At 58.7% G+C, this 15,715-nt stretch carries 18 protein-coding genes; 10 read left to right on the top strand and 8 right to left on the bottom strand.

Features of this window, described 5'->3' with window-relative positions; genetic code table 11:
• Positions 1-29: 29 nt before the first annotated feature.
• The 3 genes from ctaD to V6582_RS06425 all read right to left on the bottom strand — a co-directional run bounded on the left by ctaD (position 30) and on the right by V6582_RS06425 (position 3,265).
• Complete coding sequence (gene ctaD, locus V6582_RS06415; RefSeq protein WP_156632883.1) at positions 30-1,709, bottom strand: cytochrome c oxidase subunit I; 1,680 nt, start codon at positions 1,707-1,709, stop codon at positions 30-32.
• A gap of 14 nt (positions 1,710-1,723) precedes the next feature.
• On the bottom strand, positions 1,724-2,617 hold the full coding sequence (gene coxB / locus V6582_RS06420; RefSeq protein WP_156632964.1) for a cytochrome c oxidase subunit II: 894 nt from the start codon (positions 2,615-2,617) through the stop codon (positions 1,724-1,726).
• Positions 2,618-3,076: 459 nt separating this feature from the next.
• Complete coding sequence (locus tag V6582_RS06425; RefSeq protein ID WP_197434436.1) at positions 3,077-3,265, bottom strand: hypothetical protein; 189 nt, start codon at positions 3,263-3,265, stop codon at positions 3,077-3,079.
• On the opposite strand from V6582_RS06425, the gene V6582_RS06430 reads away from it, so the two are divergent.
• The 5 genes from V6582_RS06430 (at position 3,264) to V6582_RS06450 (ending at position 7,374) form a co-directional block, all read left to right on the top strand.
• Positions 3,264-3,803: an invasion associated locus B family protein gene (locus tag V6582_RS06430; RefSeq protein ID WP_197434179.1), complete on the top strand. Its 540-nt coding sequence runs from the start codon at positions 3,264-3,266 to the stop codon at positions 3,801-3,803. The two genes, V6582_RS06425 and V6582_RS06430, sit on opposite strands and share 2 nt — an antisense overlap.
• A gap of 97 nt (positions 3,804-3,900) precedes the next feature.
• On the top strand, positions 3,901-5,316 hold the full coding sequence (gene tldD, locus V6582_RS06435; RefSeq protein ID WP_156632885.1) for a metalloprotease TldD: 1,416 nt from the start codon (positions 3,901-3,903) through the stop codon (positions 5,314-5,316).
• Positions 5,316-5,747: a bleomycin resistance protein gene (locus tag V6582_RS06440; protein ID WP_156632886.1), complete on the top strand. Its 432-nt coding sequence runs from the start codon at positions 5,316-5,318 to the stop codon at positions 5,745-5,747. The genes tldD and V6582_RS06440 overlap by 1 nt, the downstream gene beginning before the upstream one ends.
• A 6-nt stretch (positions 5,748-5,753) precedes the next feature.
• The gene (locus V6582_RS06445) at positions 5,754-6,407 is read left to right on the top strand and encodes an HAD family hydrolase (RefSeq protein WP_156632887.1); all 654 of its coding nucleotides are present in this window, start codon (positions 5,754-5,756) and stop codon (positions 6,405-6,407) included.
• A gap of 202 nt (positions 6,408-6,609) precedes the next feature.
• Positions 6,610-7,374, top strand: a complete 765-nt coding sequence (locus V6582_RS06450) for a hypothetical protein (protein ID WP_156632888.1) — start codon at positions 6,610-6,612, stop codon at positions 7,372-7,374.
• A gap of 81 nt (positions 7,375-7,455) precedes the next feature.
• Here the strand turns inward: V6582_RS06450 and V6582_RS06455 are convergent, their stop codons facing one another.
• The 3 genes from V6582_RS06455 to soxR all read right to left on the bottom strand — a co-directional run bounded on the left by V6582_RS06455 (position 7,456) and on the right by soxR (position 10,030).
• The gene (locus V6582_RS06455; protein WP_156632889.1) at positions 7,456-7,773 is read right to left on the bottom strand and encodes a MazG nucleotide pyrophosphohydrolase domain-containing protein; all 318 of its coding nucleotides are present in this window, start codon (positions 7,771-7,773) and stop codon (positions 7,456-7,458) included.
• Between the two features lie 274 nt (positions 7,774-8,047).
• A complete protein-coding gene (locus V6582_RS06460; protein ID WP_156632890.1) occupies positions 8,048-9,364 on the bottom strand; it encodes a D-alanyl-D-alanine carboxypeptidase in 1,317 nt (438 codons plus the stop codon).
• Between the two features lie 180 nt (positions 9,365-9,544).
• Complete coding sequence (gene soxR, locus V6582_RS06465) at positions 9,545-10,030, bottom strand: redox-sensitive transcriptional activator SoxR (protein WP_156632891.1); 486 nt, start codon at positions 10,028-10,030, stop codon at positions 9,545-9,547.
• Positions 10,031-10,114: 84 nt separating this feature from the next.
• Between soxR and V6582_RS06470 the strand changes: the two genes are divergently transcribed.
• The 3 genes from V6582_RS06470 (at position 10,115) to V6582_RS06480 (ending at position 12,842) form a co-directional block, all read left to right on the top strand.
• Positions 10,115-11,092 (top strand): MFS transporter, encoded by a 978-nt coding sequence (locus V6582_RS06470; RefSeq protein WP_349508932.1) that lies wholly within the window; start codon positions 10,115-10,117, stop codon positions 11,090-11,092.
• The gene (locus V6582_RS06475; RefSeq protein WP_349508933.1) at positions 11,089-11,568 is read left to right on the top strand and encodes a hypothetical protein; all 480 of its coding nucleotides are present in this window, start codon (positions 11,089-11,091) and stop codon (positions 11,566-11,568) included. Before V6582_RS06470 ends, V6582_RS06475 begins: the two co-directional genes overlap by 4 nt.
• A 224-nt stretch (positions 11,569-11,792) precedes the next feature.
• The gene (locus tag V6582_RS06480; RefSeq protein ID WP_156632893.1) at positions 11,793-12,842 is read left to right on the top strand and encodes a polysaccharide deacetylase family protein; all 1,050 of its coding nucleotides are present in this window, start codon (positions 11,793-11,795) and stop codon (positions 12,840-12,842) included.
• 28 nt (positions 12,843-12,870) lie between these two features.
• Here V6582_RS06480 and pdxH read toward each other — a convergent pair whose 3' ends face one another.
• Positions 12,871-13,491 (bottom strand): pyridoxamine 5'-phosphate oxidase, encoded by a 621-nt coding sequence (gene pdxH / locus V6582_RS06485; RefSeq protein ID WP_156632894.1) that lies wholly within the window; start codon positions 13,489-13,491, stop codon positions 12,871-12,873.
• Between the two features lie 62 nt (positions 13,492-13,553).
• Here pdxH and V6582_RS06490 point away from each other — a divergent pair, with 62 nt between their 5' ends.
• Positions 13,554-14,006, top strand: a complete 453-nt coding sequence (locus tag V6582_RS06490) for an RT0821/Lpp0805 family surface protein (protein ID WP_234889763.1) — start codon at positions 13,554-13,556, stop codon at positions 14,004-14,006.
• A 17-nt stretch (positions 14,007-14,023) separates the two neighbouring features.
• Here V6582_RS06490 and V6582_RS06495 read toward each other — a convergent pair whose 3' ends face one another.
• Entirely contained in the window at positions 14,024-14,326 is a 303-nt protein-coding gene (locus tag V6582_RS06495) for a hypothetical protein (protein WP_156632895.1), read from the bottom strand.
• A 79-nt stretch (positions 14,327-14,405) separates the two neighbouring features.
• Between V6582_RS06495 and V6582_RS06500 the strand changes: the two genes are divergently transcribed.
• On the top strand, positions 14,406-15,683 hold the full coding sequence (locus tag V6582_RS06500; RefSeq protein WP_156632896.1) for a DnaJ C-terminal domain-containing protein: 1,278 nt from the start codon (positions 14,406-14,408) through the stop codon (positions 15,681-15,683).
• Positions 15,684-15,715: the final 32 nt, after the last annotated feature.

Here is a 15,715-nt window from a genome sequence, read left to right on the forward strand (position 1 = left end):
ATCCACGGCGTTGATAGCTTTTTTTATGTCTATTTTATGCGGGGCAACTGTTCCCACTGATGGTATGGCGGCGGCGAAGACAGCTGCCATTCCAGTGTGGTCGCACCTTCACCCCAGGGGTTGTCGCCTGCCACCCGCTTCCGGGCGAAGGCCTCGAACACGCCGAACAGGAAGATCAGCACCGCGACGCCCGAAAGATAGGAGCCGTAGGATGAAATCCGGTTCCAGTCGGCAAAGGCATCCGGGTAATCAATATAGCGGCGCGGCATGCCGGCCAACCCAAGGAAGTGCTGCGGGAAGAACACCATGTTGACGCCGACGAACATGACCCAGAAATGCAGCTTGCCGATGAACTCGCTATACATATAGCCCGACATTTTCGGGAACCAATAATACCAGGCGGCGAAAATTGCAAACACGGCACCCAGCGACAGAACGTAGTGGAAATGGGCCACCACGTAATAGGTGTCATGCAGCGAACGGTCGAGACCGGCATTGGCCAGCTGCACGCCTGTCACACCGCCAACGGTGAACAGGAAGATGAAGCCGATGGCCCAGACCATGGGAGTGCGGAAGGACAGCGAGCCGCCCCACATGGTGGCGATCCACGAGAAGATCTTGATGCCGGTCGGCACCGCGATCACCATGGTTGCGAAAACGAAGTAGCGTTGGGCGGCCAACGACAGGCCGACCGTATACATGTGATGCGCCCAGACCACGAAACCGACGGCGCCGATGGCGACCATGGCATAGGCCATGCCGAGATAGCCGAAAACCGGCTTTTTCGAGAAGGTCGAGATGATGTGGCTGACGATGCCGAAACCGGGCAGGATCAGAATATAGACTTCCGGATGCCCGAAGAACCAGAACAGGTGCTGGTAGAGGATCGGATCACCACCGCCTTCTGGGGCAAAGAATGTCGTGCCGAAATTACGGTCGGTCAAGAGCATGGTGATGCCACCGGCCAGAACCGGCAGGGACAGAAGCAGCAGGAAAGCCGTGACCAGAACCGACCAGGCAAACAGCGGCATCTTGTGCAGGGTCATGCCCGGCGCGCGCATGTTGAGAATGGTGGTGATGAAGTTGATGGCACCAAGGATAGACGAGGCACCCGACACATGCAGAGCAAAGATCGCCAGATCCACCGCCGGGCCAGGCTGGCCGGAGGTCGACAAGGGTGGATACATCGTCCAGCCGCCGCCAACACCGTAAGCGCCCGCCGGGCCTTCAACAAACATCGACAGCAGGAGCAGCACGAAAGCCGGAACGATCAGCCAGAAGGAGATGTTGTTGAGACGCGGAAACGCCATATCCGGCGCGCCGATCATGATCGGGATCATCCAGTTGGCAAAACCGCCGATCAGCGCTGGCATGACCATGAAGAAGATCATGATCAACGCATGCGCGGTGGTGAAGACGTTATACATGTGCTTGCCGCCATCGATGGCGGCATCGCCCTCGAAGCCGTAAACCATGGCAGCCAGACCGTGGAAGATCTGGATGCCAGGCTCCTGCAATTCCATGCGCATGGCAACCGACAGCGCCCCGCCGATCACGCCCGCGATAATGGCGAAGATCAGGTAGAGCGTGCCGATGTCCTTATGATTGGTCGAAAACAGCCAGCGGGCGGCAAAGCCCGGCTTGTGATCATGTGAATGATCGTGTGAATGTTCGGGTGCATGAGCGCCCTCGCCGGTATGTCCAGCCATTGTCCTCACTCCCCTCAGTTCGAAACGGTCATTGTGGAAACGTTCTGAGCCAGCTGATTGACGGCCTTCGGGCCATCCGTCGCTGCCATCAGAGCCTTGTTGGCCGCGCCAAGATCGCTTGCGGCGGCCGTCATCCAGGCATTGTACTTGTCAGCCGAAACGACGCGGATGGCGATCGGCATATAAGCATGGTCCTTGCCGCAGAGTTCCGAGCACTGGCCGTAGAACAGGCCTTCGCGGTCAACGCGGAACCAGGTCTCGTTCAACCGGCCCGGCACGGCGTCGATCTTGACGCCGAAAGACGGCATGGCGAAGGAATGGATCACGTCGGAAGGCGCTGCCGTCACCAGCATGCGAACGGTCTTGCCGACCGGCAGGACCATTTCATTGTCGACGGCCAGAAGACGCGGATAGATCTTGTGATCCTCCTTGCCGGCGCTGGCGCGGTCCTGGTCCTTCAGCAGGTAGCTGTCGAAAGCCAGCTGCTTTTCGCCCTGATATTCATAGTTCCACTGCCATTGAGTGGCCGTGGCCTTGATGGTCAGGTCGGGCTTTTCCGGAATCGTCAATTCATAGGTGAGCAAATTGAAGGACGGGATGGCGAGAAAGAAAAGAATAAGCACCGGCCCGAGCGTCCAGATGATCTCGATCACGGTATTGTGGCTAGTGCGGGACGGCACCGGATTGGCGCTGGCCCTGAACCGCACGACCACGACGATCAGCAGAACGAGAACCAGCAGCGTCACCGGAACGATGAACCACAAGGTGTAATGGTTGAACCAGCGGATCTGCTCCATCACCGGGCTGGCATGGGGTTGCAGGTCCATCTGCCAGTCGGCCGGCTGGTCTGCCATCGCACCGACGGCACTCATCAGACAGAGAACCATGGCCCCCGCCAGACCTGCCATCAGACGTGCCGTCCCCGTGACCAGACCCGTGGCCAAACTTGCCACCACTTTTAAAAGAGTTTTTATCACGGTTGCCTCTCCCTCCCGCGTTTGACCCAAATCAATGGCAAACGCACAATCCCTGATATGATACTAATTTAAAATCACAATTTTGCCAATTTCGCAACAACCGTACGTCCATGCCGCTGCGGCATTTTTGCTCATCCCACAAAGATCCCATGGAGTTTAAAGCCGGACCGGCAGCAATTCCCGGTCCTGTGCCGCAAATACCCGCACGCGCATTGCGCGCAATCCAAGAGATCATTCCCCTGAAATCCGCCGTGACAGGCGCCTGTCTTGTCCCTGAACTGGCTCTGCCCTTGATCGCAACGCAGGCAAACACCCCAATTATGCCGCACTCGGCTGGAAAGGAGACTGTTGATGATCACACCCGTCTCCGGTTTTTCACTGGCCCGCTTTTCACTGGCCCCGTTTTTCACTGGCATGGGGCATGAACCGCAGATTGGATTTGTTTCGACGATCATCGCAGGTTACAGGAAGATGCGGCGCGGGAACGCAAAGATCGATGATGTCCAAGGCTTGGGCCTTGATCCTTTGTCCGGCGCAGGCGAGAATGACAAGATTGAACAGAATTCCAGAGGTATCCATGGGTTTCCAGAGAATGTTGCGGGCTAGACTTGTCGCGGCGGGGCTCGTTGCGGCAGGGTTTGCAACAGCATTGCAGGCGGGCGCGGCGTTGGCACAGCAGCCGCAAGCAGGCACGGTGCGCTCCAATCACGGCGCCTGGTCGATCATTTGCGATACGCCTGCCGGTACCTCGCAGGAACAATGCGCCCTGATGCAGAATGTGATTGCCGAGGACCGCCCCGAAGTGGGTCTTTCCGTGGTTGTGCTGAAGACCGCCGACCGCAAAGCCCGCATCCTGCGCATTCTGGCGCCGCTTGGCGTGTTGTTGAAGGACGGCATGGAGCTTTATGTCGACAATAACAATGTCGGTCGCGCCTTCTTCACCCGCTGCTTTGCCGAGGGCTGCTATGTTGAAGTGGAAATCGACGATCAGCTGATGAAAGTGCTGCGCTCGGGCAAAAGCGCTGTATTTGCGGTGCGCGAATCCTCCGATCAGGACCGGGTCGGCATTCCCGTCGAGCTGAACGGCTTTGGCGAAGGCTATGACGCCCTGCCTTAAGCGCTGGCCTCCTCGCTTGCTGACCTTGCCCTTGTTCGATGCGCAAAGCCCGATTACATGCTCAATGACATGGAATGGGTAAGCCAAGGAGACAATCATGACCACCGATCTCATCAGCCTGTTCGATTGTGACGAGCGTAGCCTGTCGAAAGCCGTCGCCTCGGCGCTGGAGGGATCGGATGACGGCGAATTGTACATTGAACATGCCCAGGCCGAATCACTTTCCTTCGACAATGGACGCTTGAAGGGCGGCAGCTTCAACACCGACCAGGGGTTTGGCCTGCGCTCGGTGGCTGGCGAAGCGGTGGGTTATGCCCATTCCGGCGAGTTGTCACTATCAGCGCTGTCCCGGGCCGCCGACGCCGTCAAGGCCGTTACTCATGGCTATAGCGGCTCCTATGCCAGCGCCCCGCAGCGCACCAATGTCCGGCTCTATGGCGACGAAAACCCGATTGGCAGCCCTACCTTTGAAGAAAAAGTAGCGCTTCTGTCGGAAATCGATGCCTATCTGCGCGCCAAGGACCCGAAAGTGCGCCAGGTCTCCGCCTCGATTGCCGCCAGCTGGCAGGTGGTGGAAATCCTGCGCGCCGATGGCCACCGGGTCCGCGATGTGCGTCCGATGACCCGCATGAATATTTCCGTGGTCACCGGCCAGGGCGAGCGGCAGGAATCCGGCTCCTTCGGCACGGGCGGGCGGATGTCCTTCGCCGACTTCCTCAACGACGAGAGCTGGAAGGCGGGCGCGGATGACGCGCTGCGTCAGGCGCTGGTCAATCTGGAAGCCATCGAGGCTCCGGCTGGCAGCATGGACGTCGTGCTCGGCAATGGCTGGCCGGGCGTGATGCTGCATGAAGCCGTCGGCCATGGGCTGGAAGGCGATTTCAACCGCAAGAAAACCTCGGCCTTCGCCGGACTGCTGGGCGAAATGGTCGCCGCGCCCGGCGTGACCGTGGTCGATGATGGCACGATCAACAACCGGCGCGGCTCGATCACTGTCGATGACGAAGGCACGCCGTCGGCCTATAACGTGCTGATCGAAAACGGCCGGCTGGTCGGCTATATGCAGGACCGCCAGAATGCCCGGTTGATGGGCATGACACCAACCGGCAATGGCCGCCGCCAGGGCTATGCCCACCAGCCAATGCCGCGCATGACCAATACCTACATGCTGTCAGGCGACAAGAGCCCGGAAGAAATCATCGCGTCGGTCAAGAAGGGCATCTATGCCGTATCCTTCGGCGGCGGTCAGGTGGATATCACCTCGGGCAAATTCGTGTTCGGCTGCACGGAGGCCTATATGATCGAGGATGGCAAGATCGGCGCGCCGGTCAAGGGCGCCATGCTGATCGGCAATGGGCCGGAAGCGATGAAGCGGGTATCGATGATCGGCAACGACATGAAACTCGACACCGGCATCGGCAATTGCGGCAAGGCCGGCCAATGGGTCCCGGTCGGCGTTGGCCAGCCGCATCTGCGGATGGACCAGATCACGGTTGGCGGCACGCGGGCGTAATGTCGAACGCGCTGGTTCCAGAATTTGCAGTCACGGACTGGCATAAGAGCCGGGAGTTCTACACTCGACTGCTTGGCTTTTCGGTGCGTTACGAGCGGCCGGAAGAAGGGTTCAGCTACCTTGAACTGGATGGCGCGCAGTTGATGATCGATCAGATCGGGCTTGGCCGGACATTCGAGATTGACGACGCACCGCTGACAAGACCATTCGGACGCGGGCTGAACGCTCAGATCCGCGTCGATGATGTGCAGGCTATTCTCGACCGGCTCGAAGCAGCCGCCATTGCCCTTTATCTGCCGCTGGAAGACAAATGGTATCGCACAGGCAATATGGAGGGCGGCAACAGACAATTCGTCGTTGCCGATCCAGACGATTATCTGCTGCGCTTTTACCAGGATCTCGGCGAACGAGAACTCTCATTGGATCTATAGCGACACATGCTGCCCCGCATCCCCAAAGCCGTTATCTTCGACATGGATGGCCTCATCCTCGACAGCGAAATCCTCTATCGTAAATCGGTGATTTCGGCAGGTGAGCAAGCGGGGCTGCTTGTCGGGCCATCGGTCTATGAAGGCATGCTGGGCCGCCCCTGGGACGGGATCGTGCATTTGCTGAAGGACCATTATGGGCCGGATTTTGACGCTGAAGCCTTTCGGGCAGTCTGGGTGGACCATTTTGATCGGTTGACCGCCCTGGAACTGAAGCTAAAGGCGGGTGTGGTGGCCCTGCTCGATATGCTGGATACCAAGGCCATTCCACGGGCTATCTGCACATCTTCCGCACATTCCCAAGTCCAGCACCATCTTTCCGGCTTTGGCATTCGAGAGCGGTTCGATCACGTCATTGCTTTAGGCGACTACGCCAGGGGCAAGCCTGCGCCGGACCCTTATCTGACAGCAGCCGAGCGGCTTGGCATTGCACCAGGCGATTGTCTGGCATTGGAAGATTCCCACAACGGCATTCGCTCGGCCGCCTCGGCGGGTATGATGGCGGTGATGGTGCCCGATCTTCTGGCCCCGACCGATGAAATTCGGGCGCTGGCAACATTGGTCATCGATGATCTGCACCAATGCTGCGGCTTTTTTGCATAACGCGCTTTCGGAACGCCAAATACTATAACTTTGGTAGCATTCCACATTTGAGATATTTTCAAAGAAATACGAAGGGTCATTTCAATGAATCTTCGTATTATAACCTTCAAGCCACAGACAAGCTTCTGGCCTTAGACCTACGGCATACCATCGGGTTATCGCGCGGTGCAAACTGCGTCCGTATCTTGCCAGGAGTTCACAGGTGCACACACTCGTCATTGCCCGTTATGCGGAAGAGTTGGAATGGATCGCGCAGGTCCCCAGCAATTTCGAGATTTTTATCTATAACAAGGGCGAGGAGATTACCTCGCCGCAGGTGCTTGAGCGTGCCAATCACATCATTGCGCGCCCCAATGTTGGGCGGGAATCTGAGACCTACCTCCATCACATGATGGGTCAGCGCCAGCGCAATCACGATTTTACGGTCTTTGCTCAGGGTGACCCCTTCACGCACAGCCCTGACTTCCTGCAATTGCTGAACAATTGGACCGACTGGGAGAAAATCCAGACGCTCTCCTGGGCATGGGTCGAAGAGAAAAACGTACCGCCGCAGAAGTTTCTGGATGCCTATCGCCCGAAGCTGCGGGGCGGCCCGCGGGTCCGCGAAGAATATTTCTCGCTTTACACCTGGGGTCCGGTCGATTTCATCGACAATGGCGCCCTCGGCATGGGCACAGTCTACCGCCTGCTGAACGGTGGTATGGAAGCTTACATCAATATCGCCGCGCATATGTTGCGTCGCTGCCGCCTGGACCACATTGCCGACGAAGCCGACAAGCATCTGCTGGGGACGTTTTCCTACGGTGCAATTTTCGCGGTTCGCAACGATCTGGTCACAGCCGTTTCACCCGACAGCTATGCAAGGCTCTATGATTTCGCCAACGCGCCCGTGGTAGCGCATGGCTATATCCTGGAGCGCATGTGGCTGCATTTCTTCGGTGCGCCTTTTACGCTTCGCAGGCTCTGATACCAAGGCGAAGGTCTCCCATACATCGAAGCCTTGAGATCTTCGCAACTGGCAAGGCAAGGCAAGGCGCGGGGCGGATTTTCAGTCCGCTGCCGCAACCTTGGGGTCAAACCGCCATTTACGCCGGATGGCGCTTTCCAGATCCAGCCGGTGATGACGGGCAAAAAGCAGAATATGTCCGAAAAGATCGGCAGTTTCATCGGCGAGCAGTTGGCGCAATTCGTCTTCGCTCATGCCCTTTTGGCGACTGCGGCCGCTGACCCGGTTTGCCGCTTGAACCAATTCCCCGGCTTCTTCCATTAATTTCAGCAGGAACCAGGTCTCGTCCCGTTCGACACCATTGACCGCCGCATAGGTGGCCGACGCCTTTTCAAAACGCTCCATCAGATCAGACAGCATATCGTTCTCCTTTTGTTCTTGACTTTATCGCGCACTTCCGCAAGATTGTCGAGAGTGCAAAACAGAGCGGTTAAGGAGATTGGACAGCCTTGGATATGGCACCGAAACTCGACAGAAAATTCGGGTGCCCTTCATCTGATAGCAAGGCGTCGAAGATGCTGGTGGGAGAATAACCGAAAACCATCCATCGGCTACAAAATGATAGCGCCGTCTATCGATAAGATAGACGGCACGACGGATACAGATAGGAGATTGCAGCAGTCGTTGGAAACGCTTAGCCGCGGGCCGGCATCAGCACGCAATCATAGCTGCTTTTCACCAGTCGCTCACAGGCGCTTTGAGCATCGTCCTTGTTGGGAAAACCGGTGAAGCGGGCGCGGTACACGGTAGCACCATTGCGGGTGACGGCTTCGGTATAGATATCCCGGTCGGCCAGCGGTCCACCGATCTTGTCGCGGACCATTTGCAGCAGGCTCATGGCTTCCTCGGCGCTGGCGGCAGCCGCGATCTGGATCTGCCAGGTTCCGTCGCGATGCAGCGGAATGGGCTTCAGGGGACGCGGATGGGCACCCGCAATCAGGGCTTCCGTGGCTGCGGCGGCATTGTTGGCGCCACCACCGGCATAAGCATTGCCAAAGCGGGAGCCGAGAACCGGCGCATCTGCCTGCGCGCTGACCGAAGCAACCTCTCTGCGGTCGATTGGGGTGCTACGGTCAAGCGGCAGGGGAATGCTGCCAGTGGTCTGGGCGACGACAATGGGAGCGGTGGGAGCGGCGCTGGCGATCAGCGAATTGCCGTCGGAAGCCTTGCCGATATTCTTGGTGATCAGTTGCGCCATCAGATTATCGCGGCTGGCGCCGCTACGACCGCCCATGATCACGCCGATCACCCGGCGCTTGCCATCGGCCACGGCGCTGACCAGGTTATAGCCGGATGCGTTGGTGTAACCGGTCTTGATGCCGTCCATGCCCTTGTAGCGGTACATGAGATTGTTATGGCCGTTGATGGTGCGGCCACGAAAGGCAAAGCTGCGGGTGGAAAACAGCGCGTAGTCGCGGGGAAAGTCGCGCAGGAGTGCTACGCCGAGGGTGGACATGTCGCGGGCGGTGGTGATCTGCCGATCGTCGGGAAGGCCGGACGCATTGACGAATGTGGTATTGGGCATGCCGAGCTGGCGGGCCTTGGCGGTCATCATCGCCGCGAAATTCTCTTCCGTCCCGCCGAGCTTTTCGGCCATCGCGGCGGCGGCGTCGTTGGCCGACAGGGTCACCATGCCCAGCACGGCCTCGCGCACGGTAATTTCGTCACCCGGCTTAAGGCGAAGCTTGGTGGGGGGACGTGATGAGGCATATTTGGAAAACGGCACCGGGCTATCCCAGCTCAGCGTGCCACGGCGTATCGCATCGAAAACCATATAGATGGTCATCATCTTGGTCAGGGAGGCCGGGTGATTGGGCATATCCGCATTTTCCGAGGCGATCACCCTACCGGTGCGCGCATCCAGCAAAAGCTGGGCGCTGCCTGCAAAAACCGGGCTTGCCATCATGCTGATCGACACGAACAACGATAGCGCGATCAGGGTCCTGCTCATTCGGCCTCCAGACTGGTTACACTGCAAATACTTGGGCAAATTCATCGGCAAATTCACGAAAACGACCTCGAACACTTCACGGAACCGGCACGAGGACGGGCCGGCATTAGACCCAAAATGGGGCAGGAAATTGTGCAACGCCTTCATCTTGCCCAATATTGTTAATGAAGAGTTGCCCAATTATGGCAACTCTGTGGAATCTGCAGGGTTTCCCCCTTCGTTCCTATCAGAATCGAGAAGAAATACAGCCCCCTCGCCGCGCTCGCCCGCCATATCCTGGGGATTGAAGATGTTGCAATGCGTCATCGACAGGCACCCGCAGCCGATACAGCCGTCGAGGTCATTGCGCAATTTGCCGAGCATGGCGATGCGCCGGTCCAAACTATGCGCCCAACGTGTCGCAATCCGGCGCCAGTCCTCCCGGCCCGGCGTCTGGCCTTGCGGCAGATCTTCCATGATCGTCGCGACCTCCTTCAGGGGAATGCCGAGCGCCAGAGCGGCCCGGATGATCGCCACGCGGCGTAGCACGTCCCGGTCGTAGCGCCGCTGATTGCCACTGGTGCGCCGGGCGCGAATCAAACCCTTGCGCTCGTAAAAATGCAAAGCCGAAACCGCAACGCCGCTGCGCTCAGCCAATTCACCGACGCTCAAACCCTGCATCCGCATTTTTCCTCTTTACCTCAACTTAAGTTGAGGTTGTAGCGTGGCGATCATCAATTGACCAGAGCAGATGGCAAGGACTAAAAAATCATGGAAATTCAACAGACTAACGCCGAAGCCGCAAAGGCCGATGCGACGAGGCCAGAGAATGGTCATTGGCGCGATCTGTTTGCCCCCGGCCTCAGAGCGGCAACCGTCATGGTCAGCCTTGGAGTTGGCCTGCATGCCTTCAACGCTTTCCTTGTCTCGACCGCCCTGCCCTCGGCTATTGCCGAGCTTGGCGGCGCGCAGTGGTTGCCCTGGACCAGCACACTCTATCTGGCAGCGTCGATTATCGCTGGCGCAAGTTGCGCCAGCCTGAAGGCCCGGGTAGGCACCCGGGGCGCATTGGCTATCGTCACCTTGGTTTTCCTGTCGGGTACACTGACCGCCGGTCTGGCGGGATCGATGGCAGGCATCATCACCGGGCGCGTCTTGCAGGGGCTTGGAGAAGGCGCTGTCCTGGCTCTGTGCTATATGCTGATCTCGACGCTCTTCCCGCGCAGGTTGATCGCCCGTATTTTCGGTATCGAAGCCGCCGTCTGGGCGGTGTCGGCCTTTGGCGGGCCGGTGCTGGCCGGGCTGTTGACTGAGGCCATTTCGTGGCGTGCGGCCTTCCTCGTCAACGTTCCAGCCGGTGTCGTCTTTCTGATCCTGGCCAGGATTGCTGTTCCAAAAAGGGAAGAAAGTGGCAAAAACCCGGCCAGTCCGGGCGGCTTGCCGATAGGGCGACTGAGCCTGCTGCTGGTCGGGCTGGTGCTGCTGCTGGCGGCAAATCTGACGGAGCTGGAGATTTCCCGTAACACCATGATCGGCATGGCACTTGCGGCTTTCACGCTGTTCGTAGCGCTCGACAGAAACAGTCTTCAGCCGATCCTGCCCAACGGCGCCTTTCTGGCGTCAACACCCGTCGGGCTTGGCCTGTGGATCGTGTTGCTCATGCCCCTTTCCGAAGCAGTCTTGGCGTCTATCTCGTCTATACGCTGCAACATCTCTGGTCGATGGGGCCAATGGCAGCGGGGGCGTTGAGCGCGCTGATAGCTGTCAGCTGGAGCCTGACGGCAATTATCACCGCCAATATTTCCACCCAAAAAGCGAGAGAAAACCTGATCCTGCTGGGTGTCCTTACCGAGGCTTGTGGCCTTGGCGGCACCACGCTTGCCATTGTCACCGGTTATCTGCCGGGACTGATCCTGTCGCTCATCGCCGTGGGCATGGCCTTTGGCATGGCGTGGGCAGCGCTCAGCCAGACGATGATGGAGGCGAGCCCACCTGAAGACCGCGACCGGACCTCGGCGCTTTTGCCCACATTGCAAACCGCTGGCTATGCCATGGGGGCCGCACTGGCCGGTCTCATTACCAATCGCTCCGGCTTTTCCGGCACGGCATCGCCGGAGGTGCTGCGCCATGCGGTTGGCAATAGCGTCCTGTTTGGCCTGGCCTGCCTTGCTCCGGCAATTCTGCTGGCCCCCTGGATGGTGAGAAGCCTGAAGAACACCTGGTGAGGTCATCCGCAATCCAACAGCTTCATCGCCAGCGTCAGGCTTAAAAACGAAGCCAATGCATAATTCCTTAAATCGGTACCATTAATCTGGCAGGTATTGAAACGATAACCCTTTGGGCCGGATGGGACTGCCCATTCGATAAACCGATCCGGTCCATTCCGGGCACCAGTTATAGAGCAGCTTTTTTCAAAGACAGCGCAGCCGAGGCTGCCGGAACATCACGTATGGATGGTACTATCTTCAAGCATGGGCTGATCGCGGGCGGACTGGCCGCGGCGGGGATGGCGCGCAGGCTCGGTGCCTTGAAGGATGCTCGCGGGCTCGGCGCAATTTTCACCCTGCATCAGGTCCGCCCTTATCTTCCTTTGGTGCCCGATCCCAACCGACACCTGGAAATTACCCCGCAATTCCTGGATACCGCCCTTCGCGCCCTGTGGCGGGAAAATTACGAATTCATCCGCCTGGAAGAGGTGCCCGCACGGCTTGCTAGAGGGCCAGGTCAAAGGCCGTTTGCGGCCTTCACCCTGGATGATGCCTATTACAGCAGCCGTGACTTCGCCCTGCCGGTATTCGAGCGGTTCGATGCGCCCTTCACGGTTTTTGTCTGCCAGGGCCTCAGCGAGCGTAGCCATGGCCTCTGGTGGGAAACCCTTGCGGCCCTGACCCGCAAGGCTGAGCGGCTGAAATGGGATTTCGACGGCAGGAGGCGCATCCTTTCCACCGATACGCCATTGCGCAAAGCCGCAGCGTTCCGGCAGATCGCCAGCCAGATCTCGGGCTTGGACGAGGAAGACATGATCGGCAGGCTGAACCGGATGGCGGCAGAGGTCGGCATAGACAGCCGCGACATCGTTGCCAAAGCCGTCCTGCCTTCGGAGGCGCTGGCCGATTTTGCCGCCCATCCGCTGGTCAGCCTGGGCGCCCATTCGGTCAGCCATCGAGGCCTGACCGGGCTTGATGATGAAACGGTGCGGCAGGAATTGAACCGCTCAGCCGACTATCTCGAAACCCTGACCGGAATGCGTCCGGTCAGTTTCGCCTATCCCTATGGCGATGGCCGTAGCGTCGATCGGCGTACCATCGCTTTGGTGCGCGAGGCAGGCTTCAGTCTGGCCGTCACCACCCGGCCCGCGACACTGTTTGCGAGCGACGGAGCGCGCCTGCACGCCCTGCCGCGCATTTCACTCAATGGTCATTTCCAGACGCCAGCCACGGTCCGGACGCTGGCATCGGGCATTCCCTTTCGCCTGATGTCACGTAAACCCTCGGCGTGACATAGGAGAAAATACAGTCCTTGCGACATCAAGGATACATACGCACCTTGTTCCAGGGCTGGTCCAGCGCCTCGCGGCGAAACTCGATCCGGTCATGCAGCCGGAATTTACCGTCGCGCCAGAATTCGATGGTCAATGGCTTGATCCGGAAACCCGACCAATGGGCTGGACGCGGAATAGAGCCGAGCGCATAGCGCGCCGTATATTCGGCAACCGCTTTTTCCAGCGCGAACCGGCTCTCCAGCGGCCGCGACTGTTTCGAGGCCCAGGCGCCGATCCGGCTGCCGATCGGTCTTGTCTGGTAATAGGCATCGGCCTCGGCGTCGGACACGACCTCCACTTCGCCGCGCAACCGCACCTGACGTCGCAGAGATTTCCAATGAAAGCACATCGCGGCTTTCTTTTGGGAGAGAATCTCCGTACCCTTCTGGCTTTCGAAATTGGTATAGAAGACGAATCCAGCTTGATCGAAATCTTTCAAAAGCACCATACGCACATTTGGCAGGCCGCTTTCATCGACTGTCGCCAATGCGACAGCGTTGGGATCGTTGATCTCGGAGGCCTTTGCCTCTGCGAGCCACGTTTCGAACAAGCCAAAAGGCTCATGCTCCTCGGTAAAGTCACCGGTTGTTAACTCATTTTGCGACATATTATGTTAAATGCTCCGCATATGCCCGCGCCGCCACCGACGCATGAAGGACAGGACAGGTCTTGAGAGACATAGCAAAGCCGGATCGATGCAGAAAGGGACGCTGGGCCACCAGCAGTCGTTTTATGGCCATGGCGGCGCTTTGCCTCATGTTGGGCGGCTGTGTCGGCGGCGTCATGGACTTCGGAGGCGATACGCCAAAGGTCGATCGGTCGATTTCGACAGGCACCATTCCAAACGAACCGGAAAAACGATCGGACCAGGATACGGTGCGCAATGCGGTCTCTTCCGCCGATCTTGAAAAACTGGGTCCGAACCCGGTTCCCTGGGCCAATACCACAACGGGAAGCGCCGGTGTGATCAACTCGATTTCCGAGGATCGCAGCAACGGCGTGATCTGCCGGGTGTTCGTCACCAGCCGCCATGCCTATGACGGTATTGCCAAATTCTATGGCCGCACCTGCCTGGCTGGCGATGGCCAGTGGCAATTGGTGAATTTCGACAAGCAGTCCTGAAATCGGCAATTCCGTGCTCAAAAACCCCAAGGGAGCGGCGCATTGCGCCCGCTTTCGATGATTTGATAATGATCAAACCGGTTGACGACATCGCCCGTGTCATAAATTCCTCTGGGATCAAGCATCATCCAAGGAATTATTCCCCAACCGTAACCACTGGTTAGCATCTGCTTCCTAATATAACTGTGTCCCGTGGCGGAGCAAATAGAGACAATGCTTGCCACGTATGAGCGTGAATGATTCACCTTTCTGCGGGATTGCTGAGCAAAAAGCCTTTTGTTCTGGAATTTCCGCAACAGATTGAAAGTGTTACGGTACATCTTATTTCCCCTCACGGGTGCGATGTCGTGACCCGGACAGATCTCAATTGAACCGCTCTTGTATTTGGTTGGTGGTAAAATGCGTGATCCCTACTCCATTCTCGGCGTGCAGCGCGATGCGGGTACTGACGAGATCAAGGCTGCCTGGCGCTCGAAAGCCAAGACCTCTCATCCCGATCAAAACAGGGAGGATCCGACGGCAACCCAACGGTTTGCGGAGATCGGGCAGGCCTATGACGTTCTCAAGGACCCCGCCAAACGAAGCCGCTACGACCAGCAACGCTCGAAGATGGACGCCATGAAACGCGAACAGACGATCATGCAACAACGCGAGGAAGCCCGCGCCGCCGCAGAGCGCGCCCGCCAGGCCAAGGCCAATGCGGAGCGCATCATGGCCGATCTGGCACGCATCGAGGCAGAAAAGGCCAAGGCTGAAAAAGCCGCCGAAATGCTGAATGTCAAGGTCGAGGCCGCCCGCGCCCGCGCGCAATCCGCCGAAGCCCAGGCCGCCAATGCGTCGGCAGACGCAGCGGCAAGCGCCAACGCCTCGGCCAAGGCCCAAACGCAGGCTCAACCCCAGACCGCCGCAAAACCGGAGACCGCGAAAGCCGGTCCGGATGCAGCCGAAGCGACGACCGCCAGCCGCCCCGCCAGCCCGGATGCGGCAGACGATGCCGTCTCGAAGATTTTTGGTGCCGCCCAGACCGACCAGCGCCAGACCGAGCAGCGAAGAGGCGAAGACGAGCCAAGCGAAGACGGCAACCGGTCACGCGGCTTCGCACTTCCGGTTCTTGGTCTGATTTCGTCGCTGGTGCGCCGCATTCGCAAACCGGCGCCGCCGGTTCTGGAAAAGGCCCCCGACATCATGGTCGAGGCCACCATTGCCATTGACGACCTGTTGCAACACAACACCATTTCCATCCAGCTCAGCGATGGGCGCGAGTTGAGGCTGCCGCTGGAGGCCGGTTATACCGATGGCAGCATTGCCCGGCTGTCCGGCAAGGGGCTGAAAGTGCCGGGCATGTTAACAGGCGATGTGCTGGTGACGCTGCGGGTGTTGAAAAGCCCTGCCTTCAGCGTCGATGGCTATGACATTCACTGCGTGGTGCCGATCAAGCTTGAGGATGCCGTGCTGGGATGCGAGACGGTGATCGAAGGGCCGCAAGGACCGCTCGACATTACCGTTCCGGCCTGGAGCGGCTCGGACCAGAGCATTCGCATCGACGGCGAAGGCCTGCCCAGCGGGCCGGACGAACGGGGCGCATTGGTGGTTGAAATCAGGGTCGTGCTCTGGGAAAAACCGGACGAAAAAGTCACGGATCTGATGAAAGTGATGAAGCACGGGCTTTTCCTGTAGTTTCCGCCCCCCGGAAAAATGACGGGTTAAAC

The organism is Agrobacterium vitis (assembly GCF_037039395.1).
Classification (GTDB): Bacteria; Pseudomonadota; Alphaproteobacteria; order Rhizobiales; family Rhizobiaceae; genus Allorhizobium; species Allorhizobium vitis_E.

Excerpts from the sequence above, each read along its gene's own strand:
- ctaD (WP_156632883.1), bottom strand. The coding sequence starts at position 1,709 with ATGGCTGGACATACCGGCGAGGGCGCTCATGCACCCGAACATTCACAC.
- coxB (WP_156632964.1), bottom strand. The coding sequence starts at position 2,617 with ATGGCAGGTCTGGCGGGGGCCATGGTTCTCTGTCTGATGAGTGCCGTC.
- V6582_RS06430 (WP_197434179.1), top strand. The coding sequence starts at position 3,264 with ATGGGTTTCCAGAGAATGTTGCGGGCTAGACTTGTCGCGGCGGGGCTC.
- V6582_RS06425 (WP_197434436.1), bottom strand. The coding sequence starts at position 3,265 with ATGGATACCTCTGGAATTCTGTTCAATCTTGTCATTCTCGCCTGCGCC.
- tldD (WP_156632885.1), top strand. The coding sequence starts at position 3,901 with ATGACCACCGATCTCATCAGCCTGTTCGATTGTGACGAGCGTAGCCTG.
- V6582_RS06440 (WP_156632886.1), top strand. The coding sequence starts at position 5,316 with ATGTCGAACGCGCTGGTTCCAGAATTTGCAGTCACGGACTGGCATAAG.
- V6582_RS06445 (WP_156632887.1), top strand. The coding sequence starts at position 5,754 with ATGCTGCCCCGCATCCCCAAAGCCGTTATCTTCGACATGGATGGCCTC.
- V6582_RS06455 (WP_156632889.1), bottom strand. The coding sequence starts at position 7,773 with ATGCTGTCTGATCTGATGGAGCGTTTTGAAAAGGCGTCGGCCACCTAT.
- V6582_RS06460 (WP_156632890.1), bottom strand. The coding sequence starts at position 9,364 with ATGAGCAGGACCCTGATCGCGCTATCGTTGTTCGTGTCGATCAGCATG.
- soxR (WP_156632891.1), bottom strand. The coding sequence starts at position 10,030 with ATGCGGATGCAGGGTTTGAGCGTCGGTGAATTGGCTGAGCGCAGCGGC.
- V6582_RS06470 (WP_349508932.1), top strand. The coding sequence starts at position 10,115 with ATGGAAATTCAACAGACTAACGCCGAAGCCGCAAAGGCCGATGCGACG.
- V6582_RS06480 (WP_156632893.1), top strand. The coding sequence starts at position 11,793 with ATGGATGGTACTATCTTCAAGCATGGGCTGATCGCGGGCGGACTGGCC.
- pdxH (WP_156632894.1), bottom strand. The coding sequence starts at position 13,491 with ATGTCGCAAAATGAGTTAACAACCGGTGACTTTACCGAGGAGCATGAG.
- V6582_RS06495 (WP_156632895.1), bottom strand. The coding sequence starts at position 14,326 with ATGTACCGTAACACTTTCAATCTGTTGCGGAAATTCCAGAACAAAAGG.
- V6582_RS06500 (WP_156632896.1), top strand. The coding sequence starts at position 14,406 with ATGCGTGATCCCTACTCCATTCTCGGCGTGCAGCGCGATGCGGGTACT.